Genomic DNA, 17447 nt, shown 5'->3' on the forward strand with positions numbered 1-17447 from the left:
CAGCCTCTTCTCTTAGTTAATCCTGCACTTTTTCTTCCTGATTGTCCTCTTGATTTGTTCCCTCTTGCTGCTGCCCATTTATTTCCTCTGTCCATTGTTCTTCGGGCGTTTTAAGTTCGACAATCAAGAAATCATCCTTACGCAATAACGCTTGTGGTTGAATATTTTGACTAACAACATATCCTTTTCCTTTTGGATTCAAATTTAATCCGGCCAAATTGGCAACCTTCATGACATCCCTTAGTGACCAGCCTGTTAGATCCGGAGCAGTCAATTCACCATTTGTTCGTATAACCACCTTTTCACCCTCGAGAATCTCCGTTCCGGCTTTAGGCAGCTGCTTGTCCACCTTGGTTCCGGTTCCGAGAACCACTGCTTCAATTCCCTTGTCCTTTAGACTTTTTACCGCCTCATTTACGTCCATCCCCTGTAAATCAGGCAATTCGCTGACATTCGTTTTTTCCGCAGCAGACGGCTGAATATTTAAGTAGTGTAAGCTGTTCTGCATGACAGGGTTAAAAATGGCCGACACAGGAATGGCGCCTTGGCCTGCATCAAGTCCTTTCAAATCAGGCTGCTGAACGGCCACATAAACAATCAGTTTCGGGTCATCCTTTGGAGCCATCCCTAAAAAGGAGAACATATAATTGTTAACCCCGCTTAGATATTTTCCATCCGGACCGGGAATATTAGCTGTTCCTGTTTTCCCTGCCACACTGTAGCCGTCAATTTTATAACGCCCGCCGGTGCCTTTTGGAGAGGTGACCACCGTTTCTAGGTAATCGAGAACCTTGCTGGCAGTTTCGGCGGAAATCGGGCTAGAAACAACCTCAGCAGTTTCTTCTTTGATCGTTTCACCGGTATCATGATTGACAATTTTCTTGACCACATGCGGCTTTACCATTTTCCCGCCATTGGCAACGGCCGTAGCCGCCTGGATTTGCTGAATTGGTGTTATCGCTGTTCCTTGACCATAGGCGGTGGTGATTTTTTCAATTGGATAAGTGTATTGAATTTTCCCGGATGTTTCATTTGGCAGTTCAATGCCTGTCGGCTTATCAAAACCAAATTTCGTTAAATACTCTCTGAATCTTTCAAAGCCCAATTTTTCCTTAGCAATTTTCGCAAACGCCACATTCGAGGAGCGCTGTACACCTTCAAGATAAGTAATGCTGCCCCAGCCAGACCCGTTGTGGTCATGGATGGCTTTATCCTTATCCGTCACCCGGTAGGACCCGGACTGATACAGTTCATTTGGATCGAACTCATTTTCTTGAACGGCTGCAGCAAGTGTAAAGATTTTCATCGTCGAACCTGGCTCAAACGAAGTTTCAATCGCTTCGTTATGCCAGCTTTTATCAATCCCGTCTTTTGTCTTTGGATCAAAGGACGGCCGCTGGCCCATTGCTAATATCTCACCTGTTTTCGGATCGGCCACAATCGCAATAATTTTCTTCGGCTTGTAGTCCTTAACCACTTTGTCCATGGCATCCTCTAAAAATGTCTGGATTTTCTTATCAATCGTTAAATAGACATCATTTCCATCTTTTGCGGGGGTGACTTTTTCTTTTCCGGTAGGAAGAATATATCCCCATTTATCACTTTCATATTGTATTTTTCCGTCTTTGCCAGTCAAGGCATCGTTATACGATTTTTCAACTCCCATTATCCCTTCATATTTGAAGGTATTATCCTTTTGTTTAACGCTGTCTGTATAACCTACTAAATGCGAGGCAAAGGTACCATTTGGATAAAACCTTTTCGAATCACGGATAAATGTAATTCCTGGCAGTTTCAGTGCCTCTATCTTTGTTTTTGTTTCATGGGTAATATCTTTTCCTGCCTTTCCAAACTCCACCTGAAACCTGCCTTTTATCGTTAGTCTGCGGTAAATCTCTGATTCATCCATTTTAATATATTTGGCCAGCTCTTTTGCCGTTTTCTCCGGGTCCTTTACATGCATCGGTTTCTTCGGGTCAGTCGTCATTTTCTTATCAAGAATTGCTACTAAGGAATAAGATGCAGTATCCTCCGCAACCACCTCACCATTCCGATCGTAAATGACTCCCCGTACAGCAGGGATGGTTCCATTTCGGTTATATTTTTCCTGAGCAAGTGCTGATAACTTCTGGCCTGCTGCTTCACCAGTAACTTGAATGTAAAGAAATCTGCACAATAAGACAAAAAAGAGCAGGCTGAATATTATAAACAATATCGCTGCTCCAGAATTTATATATGGCTGTTTCTTAATCATTTCTGCTGCACAACCTTGACGTTATTTTCGTTTAAAATTAATCCCATTTGTTTGGCTTTTTCATAAATCCGCTCGTACGTACTTAATTCGCTAACTTGTACCTGCAGGTCGCTATTAACTTTCTGCTGTTCCTTCAACTTGGCATCAACCGTTTGAATTTCTTTATTCACGTCATAGATTTTTGCCTGATTGTTTAGGAGATGGGCAGCCCCAAAGCAAACGACACCTGCAAAAACAACTCCGATTATTTTTTCCCCTGGAGTAAGCCAGGATTTTTTTATTTTTACCTGTCTTTCGTCGCGTACTGTTTGTTCTGTTCGCTGCTGCTCTTGAACTTTCCTGGCAAGATTACTCAATCTTTTTCCCCTCCGGTTTGATTATTTATATTCTATATTTTTTCGGCAATACGTAGCTTTGCCGATCGTGCACGATTGTTGTGTTCCACCTCTTCTTCGGATGGAATAATCGGTTTCCTTGTGATTAATTTTAAAATAGGCTTGTACTCATCCGGAATGACCGGCAAACCTGGCGGCAGCGGTGGTGTTTCACTTGCCTTTTTAAATGTTGCTTTACAAATTCTATCTTCAAGCGAATGGAACGTGATGCAGCTGATACGCCCGCCTTTATTCAGTAAAGAAATCGCCTGGTTTAAAGACTTCTCAAACACACCCAGTTCATCGTTAACTGCAATTCTGACCGCTTGAAAAATTCGTTTGGCAGGGTGCCCGCCTTTTCTCCTTGCAGGGGCCGGAATGGCTTCCTTAATCAAATCAACCAATTCAAATGTCGTTTCAATTGGTTTGACCGCTCTCGCCGCTTCAATCTTACGGGTGATTTGTTTCGAGAATTTTTCCTCACCATAGTGAAAAAAGATTCGGACTAAATCCTCATAAGACCAATGGTTAATTACATCATAGGCAGAGATTGGTGCACCCGTATCCATCCTCATATCGAGAGGGGCATCATGATGATAACTAAAGCCTCTCTCAGGAGTATCAAGCTGTGGGGAGGATACACCCAAGTCATACAGAACTCCATCAACTTTTTCAATTCCTTGTTTTTCAAGTTCTTCTTTTAAATGTAAAAAATTGCTTTTAATAATGGTTAAGCGGTCGCCATATTCGGCTAATTTCTGCTCTGCATTTCTGATGGCTGTATCATCCTGGTCAAATGCAAACAATTTGCCTTCTGTCCCGAGTTTCGAGAGGATTAAAGAGCTATGCCCTGCACCACCCAATGTACAATCCACATAAATACCATCAGGCTTAATATTCAAGCCTTCTACCGCTTCATCCAATAACACAGTTGTATGTTTAAACATTTACGTACCACCTTTTCCAATCTATCGCTAAACATTTGTATGCAGAAAATATATTAAGATAACTTATCCATTATATATCAAAGCCAATCATATTTTCTGCAATTTCCGCAAAAGATTCTTCAGACTGTGAAAAATAGTCTTCCCAAATCTGCTTGCTCCAAATTTCGATTCGATTGGAAACACCCAAAATCACACATTCTTTATCTAATTTTGCATACTGCAATAATGGTGCGGGGATGTTAATTCTTCCTTGTTTATCCAGTTCACTCTCTGTTGCGCCGGAAAAGAAGAATCGTGTAAAGGCACGGGCGTCTTTTTTTGTCAGCGGCAAGCCTTTTAATTTTTCTTCAATCAGCTTCCATTCTGATAATGGGTAACCAAACAAACATTGATCCAAACCCCTAGTGATGATGAACATCTCGCCGAGTTCATCGCGGAATTTGGAGGGCACAATCAGTCGGCCTTTGTTATCAATGCTATGATGGTATTCACCCATGAACATACCCACTACCCCCACTTTCTATTAAAAATGTACCACATTCCCCCACTTTCCACCACCTATTTTTTAACTATTCTTCTTTAAATCCAAAAATCCTTTTCAAATTGGTTATTTTTACAAAAAAAAGAAAACCCCACATAGGCGAAGTTTTCTCGGATTGTAAAAAATTTATTTTATCGGCAATTTTTTATTGATCGATTGCCCCTGCTAATGGGCCTGTTGATTTCCGCTCCGGGCACTCGCTTTCCGCGGGGAGGTCCACGTAACGCCCGCGGAAAGCGAGCCCCTGAAGCGGAAATCAACAGACTTATTCCAGACTTATTACACAGTCAAATAAAATAAAGAGGGGCTTCCAAAAGTCAGTTACCTGACTTTTTGGACAGCCCCTAGATTTTGATAACCTTATGCAGACCGTCAAATTCGAATGGTAATATCATGAGGTCTTTGATAAAGGTTAATCCATATTGATTTAGGTAATAGAAAATATTCCAGACCCTTTCCTGCGGGGAGCCGTCTGGTCTTAAGGCGAGATTGATCCGGCTGAATTTTTTTAATTGGATATCGTGTCTCTGCTTTACTGCATCTTCGAGCTTTGTTTCCATGAACCCTATCTCCTTAAGAAGATAGCTTTCATTTTTCTTGAGCAGCGGCAGGAGACCCCGGTCGATTACAGCTGTTTTTGTTTCAATAAACTGATATTGTTTAAGCAGTTCTTCCTTAACAGTAGAAAATAACGCTTCAACTTCCTTATCCTTTACCGTTTCAAGAAATTGCTCTTTTTCTTGATTCGTTCCCCTTTGTAAAACTTCCTCTAGCTTTAAATTTAATTGTGTCACTTCCGCTTCCACGGAGCGGTCCAAAAACGTAATATTTAAACGAGGAACAATTGGCGGCATTTTCATGTTAAAATGTTCAAAGACAAGCTTTAGTTCCGCCCAATACGATATCTCGCCTGGACCTGCTATAAAGGCAAGGGTAGGAAAGAGCCATTCCTGCATGAGCGGCCTGGTCACCACATTATTGCTAAATTTTTCAGGATATTGTGCTGCCATCTCCACTAATTCCTGTTGGGTAAAGGTAACTCTTCCACTTTTCCCCACAAAGAGATTGGCGGCCCTGTCATATTCCAGCAAAATGCGTTCTTTTAATTTTTGATCATAATAAAACAAATTAGCCGCATTTTCCCCCGCTTCAATGGTGATTGGGAATCCTTTCTCGCCTATTTGCTTTTGCTGTTCCAATAGTGAAAAGGTGATTACCTCATGATTGCCAATTTGCTCCGTTAGAAAATCCTTTTGAAGCTGCCGGAAGCTTTTGTCGCCGGAGTCGACAAGTAATAAACCATAATCCTTAAAAAGCTCCATAATTATATAAGCGAAAAAGTCAACAAAGGTGGCTGATTTTTCAATCTGCCTTTCAGCAAAGTCTAATAGCTGCTTCGTATGCTCCGATTCACCGAAATTCTCAATAATATTCCGAACCCATTCCCGGCAGATTTCCTGGTCCAACGGAATATCAGTAACCATTGGCTTGCTATGAACCTTTTTCGGATAGGTCCATTTATCAAGCTTTTCTTCCATCGGAACATAGACATGATTCACTTCTTGATAATCATGGTCTTCACCCGCAATCCAAAACACAGGGACAACCGGAATCCCAAGAAGTTTCTCTTTTTGTTCTGCCAATTTAATGATCGAAATAACCTTATGTATCGAATAAAGCGGACCTGTGAGGATTCCTGCCTGCTGTCCCCCGATTACGACTGCACTGTCCTCACGCTTCAGCTTCTCAAGGGAGTTTTCCACCGCTTCCGAGTTGCCAAATCGCTCCATAAAGCTTTCAATATGTCTAGCAGTCTCACTGCGCGGAAAGCTTCTCTCCCTTAATTCAGCCGTCCTCTTTAAATCTTCGTTTAAATCATTGAAGTGATAATGAAAAAAAGGCATAACATCCTTTGATTGCGCCAAGTAATTTGAAGCGAACCGGTTGGCCGCTGGTAAAGAGAGATTTAAAATCTCCATTCATGAACTCCCTTTCTGTAAACCCAAATTATTCTTTTAAGAGTATACCACTCCCCGGCCTATATAAAAAAAACATATGCTTCAATTTTTTTAAGATGCTAACGAAAAGATAATGGCCCGATGAATTACACCAAATAGCGTCAGGGATATATAGGCAAGAAAAAATAGAAGAAAATTAAACCGCCAAAAACCTTTCATCACCTTTGTTAAAATGATCTCATCTTTCACCTTCCAATGGACAACAACAAAAATGATCGCGATGAAAATCATTACTAGTAGTATTATCCAAAAAAATGAATTCCCCCAAATTGTTTTTACTAAAAAATGAACAGAAATAATAAATAAAATGGTTGAATAATCAAGGGCATGATGCACTGATTTTCGAGTGTCATTCGTGATGAGTTTAAAGACGAGAAAAACGAGTAAAAAGCCTAGGAACGGCATAATGAACAACAGCGTTAACAAAGTCGATAGGATGGAGCTCAAAACTGCTCACTCCTTTCTTCTTGTTCTTTTCCCTTAATTAGAAAATATAGCCCCTGTATTTGTGCGGCCTTTTTATGCAGCGTCTCTGCCTCATCCAAGAGAAAGCCTAAAATGGCGTCCACCTCGGTCATTCTGCCCGCTTCCAAATCCTTCAGCATGGACGAACGATTTTCGGCTGTTGATTGACAAACATAATGAATATGCTGCAAATAGGCTTCCTTATCATCTAAACGCAGCACGTCCGAAATTTCCTCGAATAAGTTGTTCAGTGCCTGCAGGTAATATGGATTTTCGATTAAGTCTCCGTTTTTGACGCGAAGAATAGCCGTCAGAGGATTAATTGCTGCATTGACAATCAATTTCTTTAGCAGCATATCAAAATAATTTTCTCTTATCACAATCGGAAAATCATTCGGTACTTTAGCTGCGAGAAAATGCAGCCAATCGGCCGTTCCTTGAAACCTGGCAGCATTCGTGATTCCTTCGCCATTATGATAAACCGTGTAGGCATTTTCTCTTAAGGCACCGTGTTCCACAGAGCCTACCGCAATATTTTTTTCCTTAATTGCTTCGAGCAGCTTTAAATGCCCCATACCATTTTGGATAAAAAGTAAGTTAGGTGCCGCCGAGCTGTTCACTTTTTCAATAATCGTTTGCAGATGATATTGTTTTACAGCAACAACCGTAACAGTTTCCGTTCCTTTCCAATCGCTGATTGGGAAGGCTTGTACGTTGGTGCTCGTCTCAGTATCTCCTTTTTTAAGCACGATTCCATTTTGGTTAATTTGCTCTGCTTGTGCCGGGGTTCTTGTGTAAATAATGGTTTCAAAAGCCCGGCTCAAATAGGCAGCAAATAATAAACCTAATGAACCCGCTCCAATAATTCCAACCTTCATCGCTATCCCTTCTTTAAATCGTCTTACCCGTATTTTACCAAAAGCAATTAATTGTTTGTAAAAAAATAAACCCTTTTCGACAGAAAGTTCGAAAAGGGATATTTTTTTAGACTGGGTAGACAGGATGTTTCCTGACACCGAAGTTCAATTCTTTTGTTTCATAGTAATCAAAGCGCTGAATGAGTACGCTTCTTAATTCGGATGGGGCAACAATTTCATCAACAATAAGCTCAGAAGCCAGCTTATAAATGTCAATAGCTTCTTTATATTCCTTTTGTTTCGCCTGAACATAAGCGATTCTTTCCTTTGGATCGTTAATTTCATTTATTTTATTGGAGTAGACAGCATTTACCGCAGCTTCAGGACCCATTACGGCGATTTGTGCGGTAGGCAGAGCGATACAGCAATCCGGTTCAAAGGCAGGGCCTGCCATCGCATAAAGCCCGGCACCGTAAGCCTTGCGAACAATGACTGAGATTTTTGGCACTGTGGCAGAACTCATAGCAGCAATTAATTTAGCCCCATGACGGATGATGCCCGCACGCTCGACCTTTGTTCCAATCATAAAGCCCGGCACATCTGCCAAGAACAATAACGGAATATGAAAGGCATCACAAAGCTGAATGAATTTTGCGGCTTTATCCGCGGAATCGACAAACAGGACGCCGCCCTTTACCTTTGGCTGATTGGCAATGATTCCAACCGCTCTTCCATCTATTCTAGCAAGTCCAGTTATTAACTCAGGTGCAAATAATTTTTTAATTTCATAGAAGCTGCCGGCATCAACCAGTCGATCAATACACTCATACATATCAAACGGGGCATTTTGGTTTTCCGGAATAATCGCCTCTAATTCCCTTCCTTCCTTAGCCGCCGCACCAGCAATCTTTTTTGTCTTCTCTTTAAAATTGGCTGGAAAAAAGCTGATATATCTTTTGGCAGACTCAATTGCCTCCTCCTCGTTGATAACCAGAACATCACCACAGCCCGAAATTGTACAATGCATTCGAGCCCCGCCCATTTCCTCTAGCGTCACCTTTTCGCCGATGACCTTTTCCGCCATTCGCGGCGACCCTAAGTACATGGAGGCATTTTGGTCGACCATGATGACAATATCGCAAAAAGCTGGGATATAGGCCCCGCCTGCTGCGGATGGCCCAAACAGGATACAAATCTGCGGAATCATGCCGGACAGCTTTACCTGATTATAAAAAATTTTTCCGGCCCCGCGGCGGTTTGGAAACATCTCTAATTGGTCGGTGATTCTCGCACCTGCCGAATCCACCAAATACAATAAAGGCACCTGCAATTTCTCAGCTGTTTCTTGAATACGGATGATTTTTTCAACGGTCCGTGCTCCCCAGGAGCCTGCCTTTATAGTGGAGTCATTTGCCATTACACATACAGTCTGGCCATTTATTTTGCCAATTGCTGTTACCACGCCATCAGCAGGCAAATCACCTGCCGTAAAGTTGGCAAATTTGCCGTCTTCTTCATATTGCCCATCATCAAACAATAACCTTAAGCGGTCACGGACGAACAGCTTATTCTGCTCTTTGGCCTTTTCATGATATTTTGGATGCCCGCCCGCTTCGATTTGTTTCTGGTATTCGTTTAATTGATCATTTAATGTATTTGTCTGTGCCATAATGCCCCTCCTAAACTAGAACAATCAGCACATCGCCTTCATTTACGAAGTCTCCGATGTTAACCTTTACTTCCTTGACAACACCTTCGATACTGCTTTCAATCGGAATTTCCATTTTCATGGATTCAAGCATTAATACCTCTTGACCCATGTTGATGGATTCGCCTGCTGCTGTGAAAATATTAAGTACGGTTCCTGCCATTGATGCTGTTATTTCTTTCATCTTTAAAACACTCCTTAGTTCACTAATGTTTTTGTTAAAAAGCTTGTGGTATAATTTCCATTTTGAAAATCTCTATTAGCAAGAATATTTAAGAATAATGGGGCATTTGTTTTAATCCCCTCAATTTTAATTTCCTGGAAGAAAGTCTCAGCCGCTTCCAATGCTTTTTGTCGGTCTGCACCATAAAAAATGCATTTAGCTATCATCGGATCATAAAATGGGGTGACCGTTCCACCTTCTTCATAACCCGAATCGATCCGTACACCTTCTTTTTCTTCCCACTTCAAGGTGGTGATTTTGCCAGGAGAAGGCAAAAACCGTACAGGATCTTCCGCATAAAGACGAAATTCTACAGCATGGCCGGAAGAATGGACTTCTGATTGCAGCAGCGGCAGCCTTTCTCCCCGTGCAACGAGAATCTGCCATTTTACTAAATCAAGACCTGTAATAGATTCAGTTACTGGATGTTCAACTTGAAGTCTCGTATTCATTTCAAGAAAATAAAAATTCTCGTTCTCATCAACAATAAATTCAATCGTTCCCGCATTTGTATAATTGACGGCACGAGCCGCTTTAACGGCCGTTTCATACATTTGCTGCCGGACTGAATCGGAAAGAAACGGCGATGGCGATTCCTCGATAACCTTCTGGTGCCTTCTTTGGACGGAACAGTCCCTTTCAAATAAGTGAATGAGATTGCCAAATTCATCACCGAAAACTTGTACCTCAATATGTCTGGCATCCGCGATATATTTTTCGATAAATACCTCATCCGACCCAAAATAGGCAAGCGCCCTTGCCTTGGTGGATGCGTATGACTTAGCGAGCGCTTGCTCATTTTCACATAACACCATGCCGATTCCCCCGCCGCCGCCGCTCGCCTTCAGCATTATCGGATAGCCTATATTTTCTGCTAAGGCAAGGGCCGCTTCAACCGTTTTTAAACCGGTGCCGCTGCCTGGGACGACCGGAACTCCCGCTTTTTCCATTGTTTGTCGGGAAACAATTTTATCTCCCATTAAATCAATTGTTTCGGGCTTCGGTCCAATAAAGATCATGCCTTCGTTTCTGGCTTGCTGTGCAAAGGCTGCATTCTCCGATAAAAAGCCATAGCCTGGATGGATGGCATCCACTTTTTCTGCTCTTGCTACCTCTAAAATTTTCTCTGCCTGCAAATAAGACTTGTTAACTTGCGCTTCCCCAATACATACCGCCCTCGTCGCAGCCTTTACATAAGGCATCTCCCTATCTGCTTCGGAATAAACAGCAATTGTCTCAATTCCCATCGCTTGGCACGTTCTAATAATACGAAGGGCAATTTCTCCCCGATTGGCAATTAAAATTTTTTGCACATTTCTTCCCCTTTCCTGACCCAATGTCACTTTCACTATTAAGTTTCTACATCATTCTTCGAATTTCCTGCCACCTTTGAAACCGCTTTCGATTATTCAATGAGGAAATTTTAGTTTTTTTGTATTATAATGATAGTAATTCATTTGAATAATGAAAAAATTATTCATATCATGTTATTCAGTTAAAAAAAATATATACAAGATTACAGAATATAATTTCTAGGAGGAAGAACATGGGGACTAAAGTGGAAAAATTAAAAGTTAATTTCAAAACTCTAGAAGAATTTAAAAAGTTTAAAGAATATGGTCTTCAAGAGCTTTCAATGTTCGAAGATCTTGAAGCCAATATGATAGACAATGATATCGATTCACCGTTTTATGGTATTTACTATGGAGATAAGCTTGTTGCCCGGATGAGCTTATACCAAATTGAAGCTAAATTCGATCGATATTTTTATCCGCCACAAAGTTATTTGGAATTATGGAAACTGGAAGTATTACAAGACTATCAGGGAAAAGACTTTGGTAGACAACTTGTAGATTTCGCCAAAAGCTTTGGACTTCCAATTAAGACAAATGCAAGAATGCAATCTCGCGGCTTTTGGGAAAAAATGGGCTTTACAAGTGTTGATTACGATATGGAACGAGACCGCGGGGAAAATCCGCTTGTCTGGTATCCAGAAGGTGTGGAAGCACAATAATATAAATGAAAACTCGCCGATTGGCGAGTCCGATAGGACGAAGACAGAGGCGTAGTTGAATTTATGCGTTAAGAAAGTATAATGCTTTCGACAGAAAGTTTATACTTTCTTATTAGCTAAGCGAAAAAGCGGACCGGATGTCCGCTTTTTTCTATTTCTCTACTCTTTCCAGGTTGCCGTTTTTATCCATCTGGAATCTAACTTTAGATTGTCGGTCTTCATCCTGAAGGACAACCATTTTGCGAGCTCTTTCCATAATTTCCAGTAATGAACGGTAGTCCTCTTCGATGGCCTTTAGGTTCTCCGTGAGTCTTTCATTCTCTGCTGCTAAATAATAAGTTTTCTTCTCTAATTCTTTTATTTTTTCGGAAGACTTCCTGCTTCCCTCTTCAAGCTCAGCAAAATTCTCCACTTGTTTAAAAATGCCCTCTAAAAACTGAATGACAGCCGGAAATGTCAAAGTACCCCCCGGCTCGGTCGAGACAGCTTCCTTTTTGATTATTTCAGGGGCTGGATCAGCTTCAGCAGGAGTAATATGTTTTTTCAATTCTTTACGCTGCTTCTTGGCAAGCTCTATTCCAGACTTGTATTGCTTTCTTACATATGAGTTCCAACGGAATCCACAGGCCGCAGGTGTCCGCGATAGCTGTTTCCCTACCTCCTCAAATGCTTGAAGCTGTGTCCCGCCTTCTCGAATATGCCTTAATACAACTTCAGCTAGCAGTAAATCCTCATCTTGGCTCCAAGCATCTTGTCGAGTTGGTGACATCAAATCCCCTCCTAGTAGTGTTTTTATAAACATATGCATCTACTAGAAAAGATAGACTTAATCTGGAGCCGTGAATTCATCTTATCTGGTGTTTTTCTTAATAAAATTTTTTACATATTGATGATGGGCATCACTTTCCCAAAGGATGGCACAGTTTTTAACCTCTTCCTCTATTCTTTCACGAAGGCCTGCCTGCTTCCACTTGTTAATCCATATTCTTTTATAGGATTTGAGAACCTCTAAATCATTGGACAGCATTTTCTCAAGGTAATCTCCACATTGTTGAAGGGAGTCTCCGTCGAATAGGTGATTAATAAAACCGGTTTTAAATAAATATTCTGCGGTTTCGAGGTCTGCTTCCATCAAAAGCTTCATGGCAAATGGGGATGGGAACTTTTCGACTAGAATAGAGCCTCCACCCCAACCGGTCGTAATGGCTTGTTTTCCTTGAACAAACCCTGCTTTAACGCCTTTTCTAGCGAGCCGGAAATCACAGGCAACTGCAAGCTCACAGCCTCCGCCAACCGCTGGACCGTTCATTAGTGCAATAGTAGGAATGGGCAAGGTTAATAAGGAATACAGAATATTGGACATTTTTGAAAGCATTGGATACGCATCCTCTTTGGTGTGCAGGAGATGAAAAACGGATAAGTCTCCGCCGGAGCAAAACGCACTCTCACCACTCCCCGTAATGACAAGAGCTTTTATTTCAGGTTCACTAGCTTTTTCTAACGCTTGCGATAGCCCTTCCATAACATCGTAGTTTATGGCGTTTCGCTTTTCGCTTCTTTCGATGGTAAATAATAAATATCCCGGGTCCCGCCTTTCAATCGAAAAAGCCATTTTTTGCTCACCCTCTCAATTAAAAAAGTATGTATTTGTTTTGAAATGACAAAAGCACAAGGGCGTTTGCTCCTTGTGCTTTATCTAAGTAGAAATTAGTCGTTTACTACTTCTTTTCCTTTGTATGTTCCGCAAGATTTGCATACGCGGTGAGCAAGTTTCATTTCACCACAGTTTGGGCATGCTACCATACCAGGAACGTTTAATTTAAAATGAGTACGACGCTTTCTCTTCGCAGTTTTAGAAGTCCTTCTAAAAGGTACAGCCATTCTTCCCACCTCCTTATAAAAAATGCGCAGGAGCGCTTGAAGTCAGATCATTTCGATTAGCTTTCCGAAGAATTGTTTTTGTCAAAAAACTTTGCAAGCCCTGCAAGGCGTGGATCAATCTTTTTAGATTGTTCCTCCTCCTGAATAACCTCCCAATCCTTACCGGATTGCGGTGCTGCATCTTCAGATTGGACATCATCGCAGAATACTTGCATTGGAACCTCAAGTATCAGAATTTCTCTTATGATTGGTTTTAAATCAATCATATCTCCTTTTACCTGATGGGCCTCCTCTTCAGTTTGGTAAACTGAATTTTGCAGGAGGAAGGTTTCCGTCGTTTCGACATTAATTGGAAATTTGACATCCACTAAGGTTCGCGAACATGGAAGAATCAGATACCCCTCAATTTTTAAATGAAAGGTAACTTTTGAAGAATCTATATCTCCACGTCCGGTAATTTGCATTGGAGACACTTCACGAATAGTTGGGTCATCCAGTTTAAGCTCGTCAACCCGAATGGTATCGTCAATCGAAAATTCCTTATTTCGATATTTTTGCAATTGATTTAATGTCCATTTCAATTGAATCACCCCAAGGCAACAAAGGTAATTATAGCTTTCGATAAAATTTTTGTCAATATTTTTTCTTTACACTTCACCTTATGTTGCATAAATAAATAAATTTTTTCCATTATAGTGTATCCATAAATACCTTTTGCAAACATATGTATCATCATATCATATTATTCGATTGGAAAACGGAATAAATTGCTATAATGATAGTAATTAAATTTCAAGGAGAGAGTTATGAGAGCAGTTGGTGTTATTGTTGAATACAACCCATTTCATAATGGACATGCCTTTCATTTGCAGGCATCCCGCGAGGCAGCCCAAGCAGATGTGGTTATTGCGGTAATGAGCGGAAATTTTCTGCAAAGGGGGGAGCCTGCACTTGTTTCGAAATGGCAGAGAACGAAAATGGCCATATTAAATGGCGTGGACATCGTTTTTGAACTTCCCTACCGCTATGCCACACAAAATGCCGAAACCTTTGCAAATGGGGCAGTGTCCATTCTTGCTGCTGCAGGCTGTCAGTACCTTTGTTTTGGCAGCGAAAGCGGGGAGATTGAAGCCTTTCAACAAACGATTCATTTTTTGGAAAGTCAGCAGGATTCCCATGAAAAAAATATAAAGCATTTTATGGGTTCAGGTGTCAGCTATCCGAAGGCTTTAGCATTGTCATACAAACAGCTGTCAAATTCGGAAAATTATTTAGATTTGTCCAGGCCAAACAACATACTAGGCTTTCACTACATAAAAGCGATCCATGAGCAAAGAAGTCAGATTACTCCCTTAACTGTAGCACGCAAAATCGCCGACTATCATGATGAACATTTTGCCTCCGAAACAATTGCCAGTGCAACCAGCATCAGGAAAGCACTATTCTCAGATATAAACCGCCCATCTGAAATTAATCAGTATGTGCCGGAGGCTACTAGGCAATTATTACATGAATATCTAAATCAACATGGTCTTTACCACCGCTGGGAAAATTATTGGCCGTTTCTTCAGCTTCGTCTCCTCCATTCCTCCCCAGAAGAGTTAAAAGAAATATATGAGGCTGAAGAGGGACTTGAGAACAGGTTACAACATGCAGCAACCGAAGCAGGAAGCTTTCAGGAGTTTATGGAAAGAATAAAAACAAAACGCTATACATGGACGAGGCTGCAGCGATTATGTGTTCACATATTGACCAATAGCAAAAAAATAGACATGGAAGGAAGCAAAAGAGCGGGCTATTTAAGGCTCCTTGGGATGTCAGAGAGAGGACAAGAATACCTAAATAAAATGAAAAAGGAATTTGCTTTGCCTCTGGTTGCGAAATTGTCTTCATTTAAGGACGAAGAGGTTAACCTCGACCTAAAGGCTGCTAGGGTATATGCAATGGGGGTCCCGGGCCCGGCAAAAAAAATTTTGATGGAACAGGAATTCAAACAGCCTCCAATCATTATAAAGAAATAGGACGGCGCCTCTTTGGCACCATCCTATTTCTTTTTAGGCAATTTTTCTAAATATTTTACCGCATCGTCAAAGGTATCGACCGGAACAATTTTCATCTTTGTTTTGATATCTCGTGCTGCCTTTAAGGCTGCCCGATAATTGGAGTCCTTAGCACCCTTTTCGTTCGGTGCAAAAAAGATTTCTGCGCCGGCATTATCAGCGGCAACAATTTTTTGTTCGATACCGCCAATCGGCCCAACGGTGCCATCTGGGTCAATCGTTCCCGTTCCGGCAATTTGGTAGCCTTTCGTTAGGTCATTCTTTGTTAACTGGTTATATATCTCCAAGGTAAACATAAAACCCGCAGAAGGCCCGCCGATTTCATCTGTTCTGACTTTAACCTCGGGATCGACGGTGATTTCTTTATCGTCCACAAGTGAAATGCCTATGCCTGCCTTCCCAGGCTGATCCTTAAAGGGCTGCAGAATAAGATTCACACTTTTTTCCTCGTTATTTCTGGAATAGGTTAATTTCACATGATCTCCGGCACTTTTTTTCCCTAAATATTCAATGAAATCTTTTGATGAGGGAAATGTGTGTCCATCCATTTTAAAAACGCGGTCACCTGCCTGGAGCTTCCCTTCTGCAGGCATTCCCGGCAGGACCTGCATCACATATATTCCCTTATATTTATAATGTACAGGCAGCCCTGCTTTATGGTATGCCACCTCAATCGCATTAAGTTTTGATGCTGCCATCAAATGCAGCTGCCTGACATTATATTCTTCTTCCGTTTCCTGTTCATTTAATACCATATCGAGCGGATAGATTTCCTCATATTTTCTCATTTTGGCCTCTATATAGGAATAGATATTAGCCCTTCCCATCCGGACAGTTGTCAGCATAAAATTTCCTTTTTCCTGATAACCGCCTTCAACTGTAATGATTGGAGCAAGTTCTTTTGCCATCCCTGGTTTTGAAACATAGTAAGGTAATGAATAATACATTCCGCCTATCAGAAATACTGCAAGGATAAAGAAAATGCCAATTGATAGTTTTTTACGCAAGCTGCCATCACCCCTTCCAATTATCAATTTCCTTCTTAATTTGCTCAAGATACTTTTTTGCCTCGTCTTCGCCAATTTTAATGATTTCTTCAATGTTAGTAAATGCCCGCGAACTATAGCCCTCGACAGGGGGACGAATCATCACATTTGCAGATGTTTCATGGAAATTGATAATCTCAGTCTGCATAATATCAATACTTTGCATGATGACATCGTAAATGGAGGTAATTTCCGCGTTTCGCTTAACCCGTGAGACATCCACGGCAATCACAATATCCGCCCCCATCTCTTGCACAACAGAAATGGGAACACGGTCAGCAACTCCGCCATCCACGAGGATTCTTCCCTTATACTTCTCAGGCACAAAAATTCCTGGTATGGAAATGCTTGCCCTGACAGCCTCTGCCACCGGCCCCTCTTTAAAGACAACTTTTTCTCCGGTTAATAAATCCGTTGCCACAATCCCAAGTGGTATTGACAAGTCTTCGATATTTTTCCCATGGGTAAAGATACGAATAAATTCCTTTACTTTCTTGCCTGTAATAAATCCCATTTTCGGGACAGTAAAATCAAGAAAATACTTTCTCCTAAAAGCGGTTGAATATTTATATAGAAGGTCTAAATCAATCCCAGCTCCATAAAAACAAGCGACCAGGGCTCCCATGCTGCTGCCTGCAATTAAATCAATCGGAATACCGGCATCCTTTAACACCTTTATAACACCCAAATGAGCAAACCCGCGAGCTCCTCCAGAGCCGAGCGCCAAGCCAATCTTAGGGTGCTCCATAGCAGAACCCTCCTATTATACATCTAATAAATCACGTTCAATCTTATGGTCTAAAACAACATTCTATGAGTATATTTATTTTATATGAGGACAAGTAGAAAGAAAAGCAGAAGGCGCCCGTTTATCGGCGATATAGGGCGACTTATCACTGACAAGCGTAGAGAAGACAGGGATTAGTCGCCCTTAATGCGTACAGAAAGCGAAAGCTTTCTATAGCCAAGCACAAGACGAGTCGGCCGAAAGGGAGTTCTTTAACCTTTTGGAGGACCCGCTTGTGACCACGAGCCGATGGCGCCTGAAGCTGGACAGCT

The 17447-nt window shown here is 41.4% G+C and carries 18 protein-coding genes; 2 read left to right on the top strand and 16 right to left on the bottom strand.

The window, feature by feature from the left end; all coding sequences use genetic code 11:
* Window positions 1-16 precede the first annotated feature (16 nt).
* The 10 genes from KHA99_RS05665 to KHA99_RS05710 all read right to left on the bottom strand — a co-directional run bounded on the left by KHA99_RS05665 (window position 17) and on the right by KHA99_RS05710 (window position 10700).
* Window positions 17-2254 (bottom strand): penicillin-binding protein, encoded by a 2238-nt coding sequence (locus KHA99_RS05665; RefSeq protein WP_213116423.1) that lies wholly within the window; start codon window positions 2252-2254, stop codon window positions 17-19.
* A complete protein-coding gene (ftsL, locus tag KHA99_RS05670; RefSeq protein WP_213116424.1) occupies window positions 2251-2610 on the bottom strand; it encodes a cell division protein FtsL in 360 nt (119 codons plus the stop codon). Before ftsL ends, KHA99_RS05665 begins: the two co-directional genes overlap by 4 nt.
* Before the next feature lie 32 nt (window positions 2611-2642).
* Complete coding sequence (gene rsmH / locus KHA99_RS05675) at window positions 2643-3575, bottom strand: 16S rRNA (cytosine(1402)-N(4))-methyltransferase RsmH (RefSeq protein ID WP_213116425.1); 933 nt, start codon at window positions 3573-3575, stop codon at window positions 2643-2645.
* A 70-nt stretch (window positions 3576-3645) separates the two neighbouring features.
* Window positions 3646-4077, bottom strand: a complete 432-nt coding sequence (gene mraZ, locus KHA99_RS05680) for a division/cell wall cluster transcriptional repressor MraZ (RefSeq protein ID WP_213116427.1) — start codon at window positions 4075-4077, stop codon at window positions 3646-3648.
* A 383-nt stretch (window positions 4078-4460) separates the two neighbouring features.
* Window positions 4461-6095, bottom strand: coding sequence for a bacillithiol biosynthesis cysteine-adding enzyme BshC (gene bshC, locus KHA99_RS05685; RefSeq protein WP_213116428.1), 1635 nt, complete (start codon window positions 6093-6095; stop codon window positions 4461-4463).
* Between the two features lie 90 nt (window positions 6096-6185).
* Entirely contained in the window at window positions 6186-6581 is a 396-nt protein-coding gene (locus tag KHA99_RS05690) for a DUF3397 domain-containing protein (protein WP_213116429.1), read from the bottom strand.
* Window positions 6578-7477, bottom strand: a complete 900-nt coding sequence (locus tag KHA99_RS05695; protein WP_213116431.1) for a 2-dehydropantoate 2-reductase — start codon at window positions 7475-7477, stop codon at window positions 6578-6580. The genes KHA99_RS05690 and KHA99_RS05695 overlap by 4 nt, the downstream gene beginning before the upstream one ends.
* Before the next feature lie 106 nt (window positions 7478-7583).
* Window positions 7584-9125 (bottom strand): acyl-CoA carboxylase subunit beta, encoded by a 1542-nt coding sequence (locus KHA99_RS05700; RefSeq protein WP_213116432.1) that lies wholly within the window; start codon window positions 9123-9125, stop codon window positions 7584-7586.
* Between the two features lie 10 nt (window positions 9126-9135).
* Window positions 9136-9348: a biotin/lipoyl-containing protein gene (locus KHA99_RS05705; RefSeq protein ID WP_213116433.1), complete on the bottom strand. Its 213-nt coding sequence runs from the start codon at window positions 9346-9348 to the stop codon at window positions 9136-9138.
* A 14-nt stretch (window positions 9349-9362) separates the two neighbouring features.
* A complete protein-coding gene (locus KHA99_RS05710) occupies window positions 9363-10700 on the bottom strand; it encodes an acetyl-CoA carboxylase biotin carboxylase subunit (protein ID WP_213116434.1) in 1338 nt (445 codons plus the stop codon).
* 233 nt (window positions 10701-10933) lie between these two features.
* Here KHA99_RS05710 and KHA99_RS05715 point away from each other — a divergent pair, with 233 nt between their 5' ends.
* Entirely contained in the window at window positions 10934-11401 is a 468-nt protein-coding gene (locus KHA99_RS05715) for an N-acetyltransferase (protein WP_213116435.1), read from the top strand.
* Window positions 11402-11552: 151 nt separating this feature from the next.
* On the opposite strand, the gene KHA99_RS05720 is transcribed toward KHA99_RS05715, so the two are convergent.
* From KHA99_RS05720 to KHA99_RS05735, 4 genes are all read right to left on the bottom strand, one after another.
* Window positions 11553-12170, bottom strand: a complete 618-nt coding sequence (locus KHA99_RS05720; RefSeq protein ID WP_213116436.1) for an RsfA family transcriptional regulator — start codon at window positions 12168-12170, stop codon at window positions 11553-11555.
* Window positions 12171-12251: 81 nt separating this feature from the next.
* Window positions 12252-13013, bottom strand: a complete 762-nt coding sequence (locus tag KHA99_RS05725) for an enoyl-CoA hydratase/isomerase family protein (protein WP_213116437.1) — start codon at window positions 13011-13013, stop codon at window positions 12252-12254.
* Window positions 13014-13108: 95 nt separating this feature from the next.
* A complete protein-coding gene (gene rpmF / locus KHA99_RS05730) occupies window positions 13109-13282 on the bottom strand; it encodes a 50S ribosomal protein L32 (protein ID WP_213116438.1) in 174 nt (57 codons plus the stop codon).
* 56 nt (window positions 13283-13338) lie between these two features.
* Window positions 13339-13863: a YceD family protein gene (locus KHA99_RS05735; RefSeq protein WP_213116439.1), complete on the bottom strand. Its 525-nt coding sequence runs from the start codon at window positions 13861-13863 to the stop codon at window positions 13339-13341.
* Between the two features lie 225 nt (window positions 13864-14088).
* On the opposite strand from KHA99_RS05735, the gene KHA99_RS05740 reads away from it, so the two are divergent.
* On the top strand, window positions 14089-15303 hold the full coding sequence (locus tag KHA99_RS05740) for a nucleotidyltransferase (RefSeq protein WP_213116440.1): 1215 nt from the start codon (window positions 14089-14091) through the stop codon (window positions 15301-15303).
* 23 nt (window positions 15304-15326) lie between these two features.
* Here KHA99_RS05740 and KHA99_RS05745 read toward each other — a convergent pair whose 3' ends face one another.
* Together KHA99_RS05745 and KHA99_RS05750 are read right to left on the bottom strand one after the other, a co-directional pair.
* Window positions 15327-16349, bottom strand: coding sequence for a SepM family pheromone-processing serine protease (locus tag KHA99_RS05745; protein WP_284037526.1), 1023 nt, complete (start codon window positions 16347-16349; stop codon window positions 15327-15329).
* Between the two features lie 7 nt (window positions 16350-16356).
* Window positions 16357-17136 (bottom strand): patatin-like phospholipase family protein, encoded by a 780-nt coding sequence (locus KHA99_RS05750; protein ID WP_213116441.1) that lies wholly within the window; start codon window positions 17134-17136, stop codon window positions 16357-16359.
* Window positions 17137-17447: the final 311 nt, after the last annotated feature.

The organism is Neobacillus rhizophilus, from assembly GCF_018343535.1.
Lineage (GTDB): Bacteria > Bacillota > Bacilli > Bacillales > Cytobacillaceae > Neobacillus > Neobacillus rhizophilus.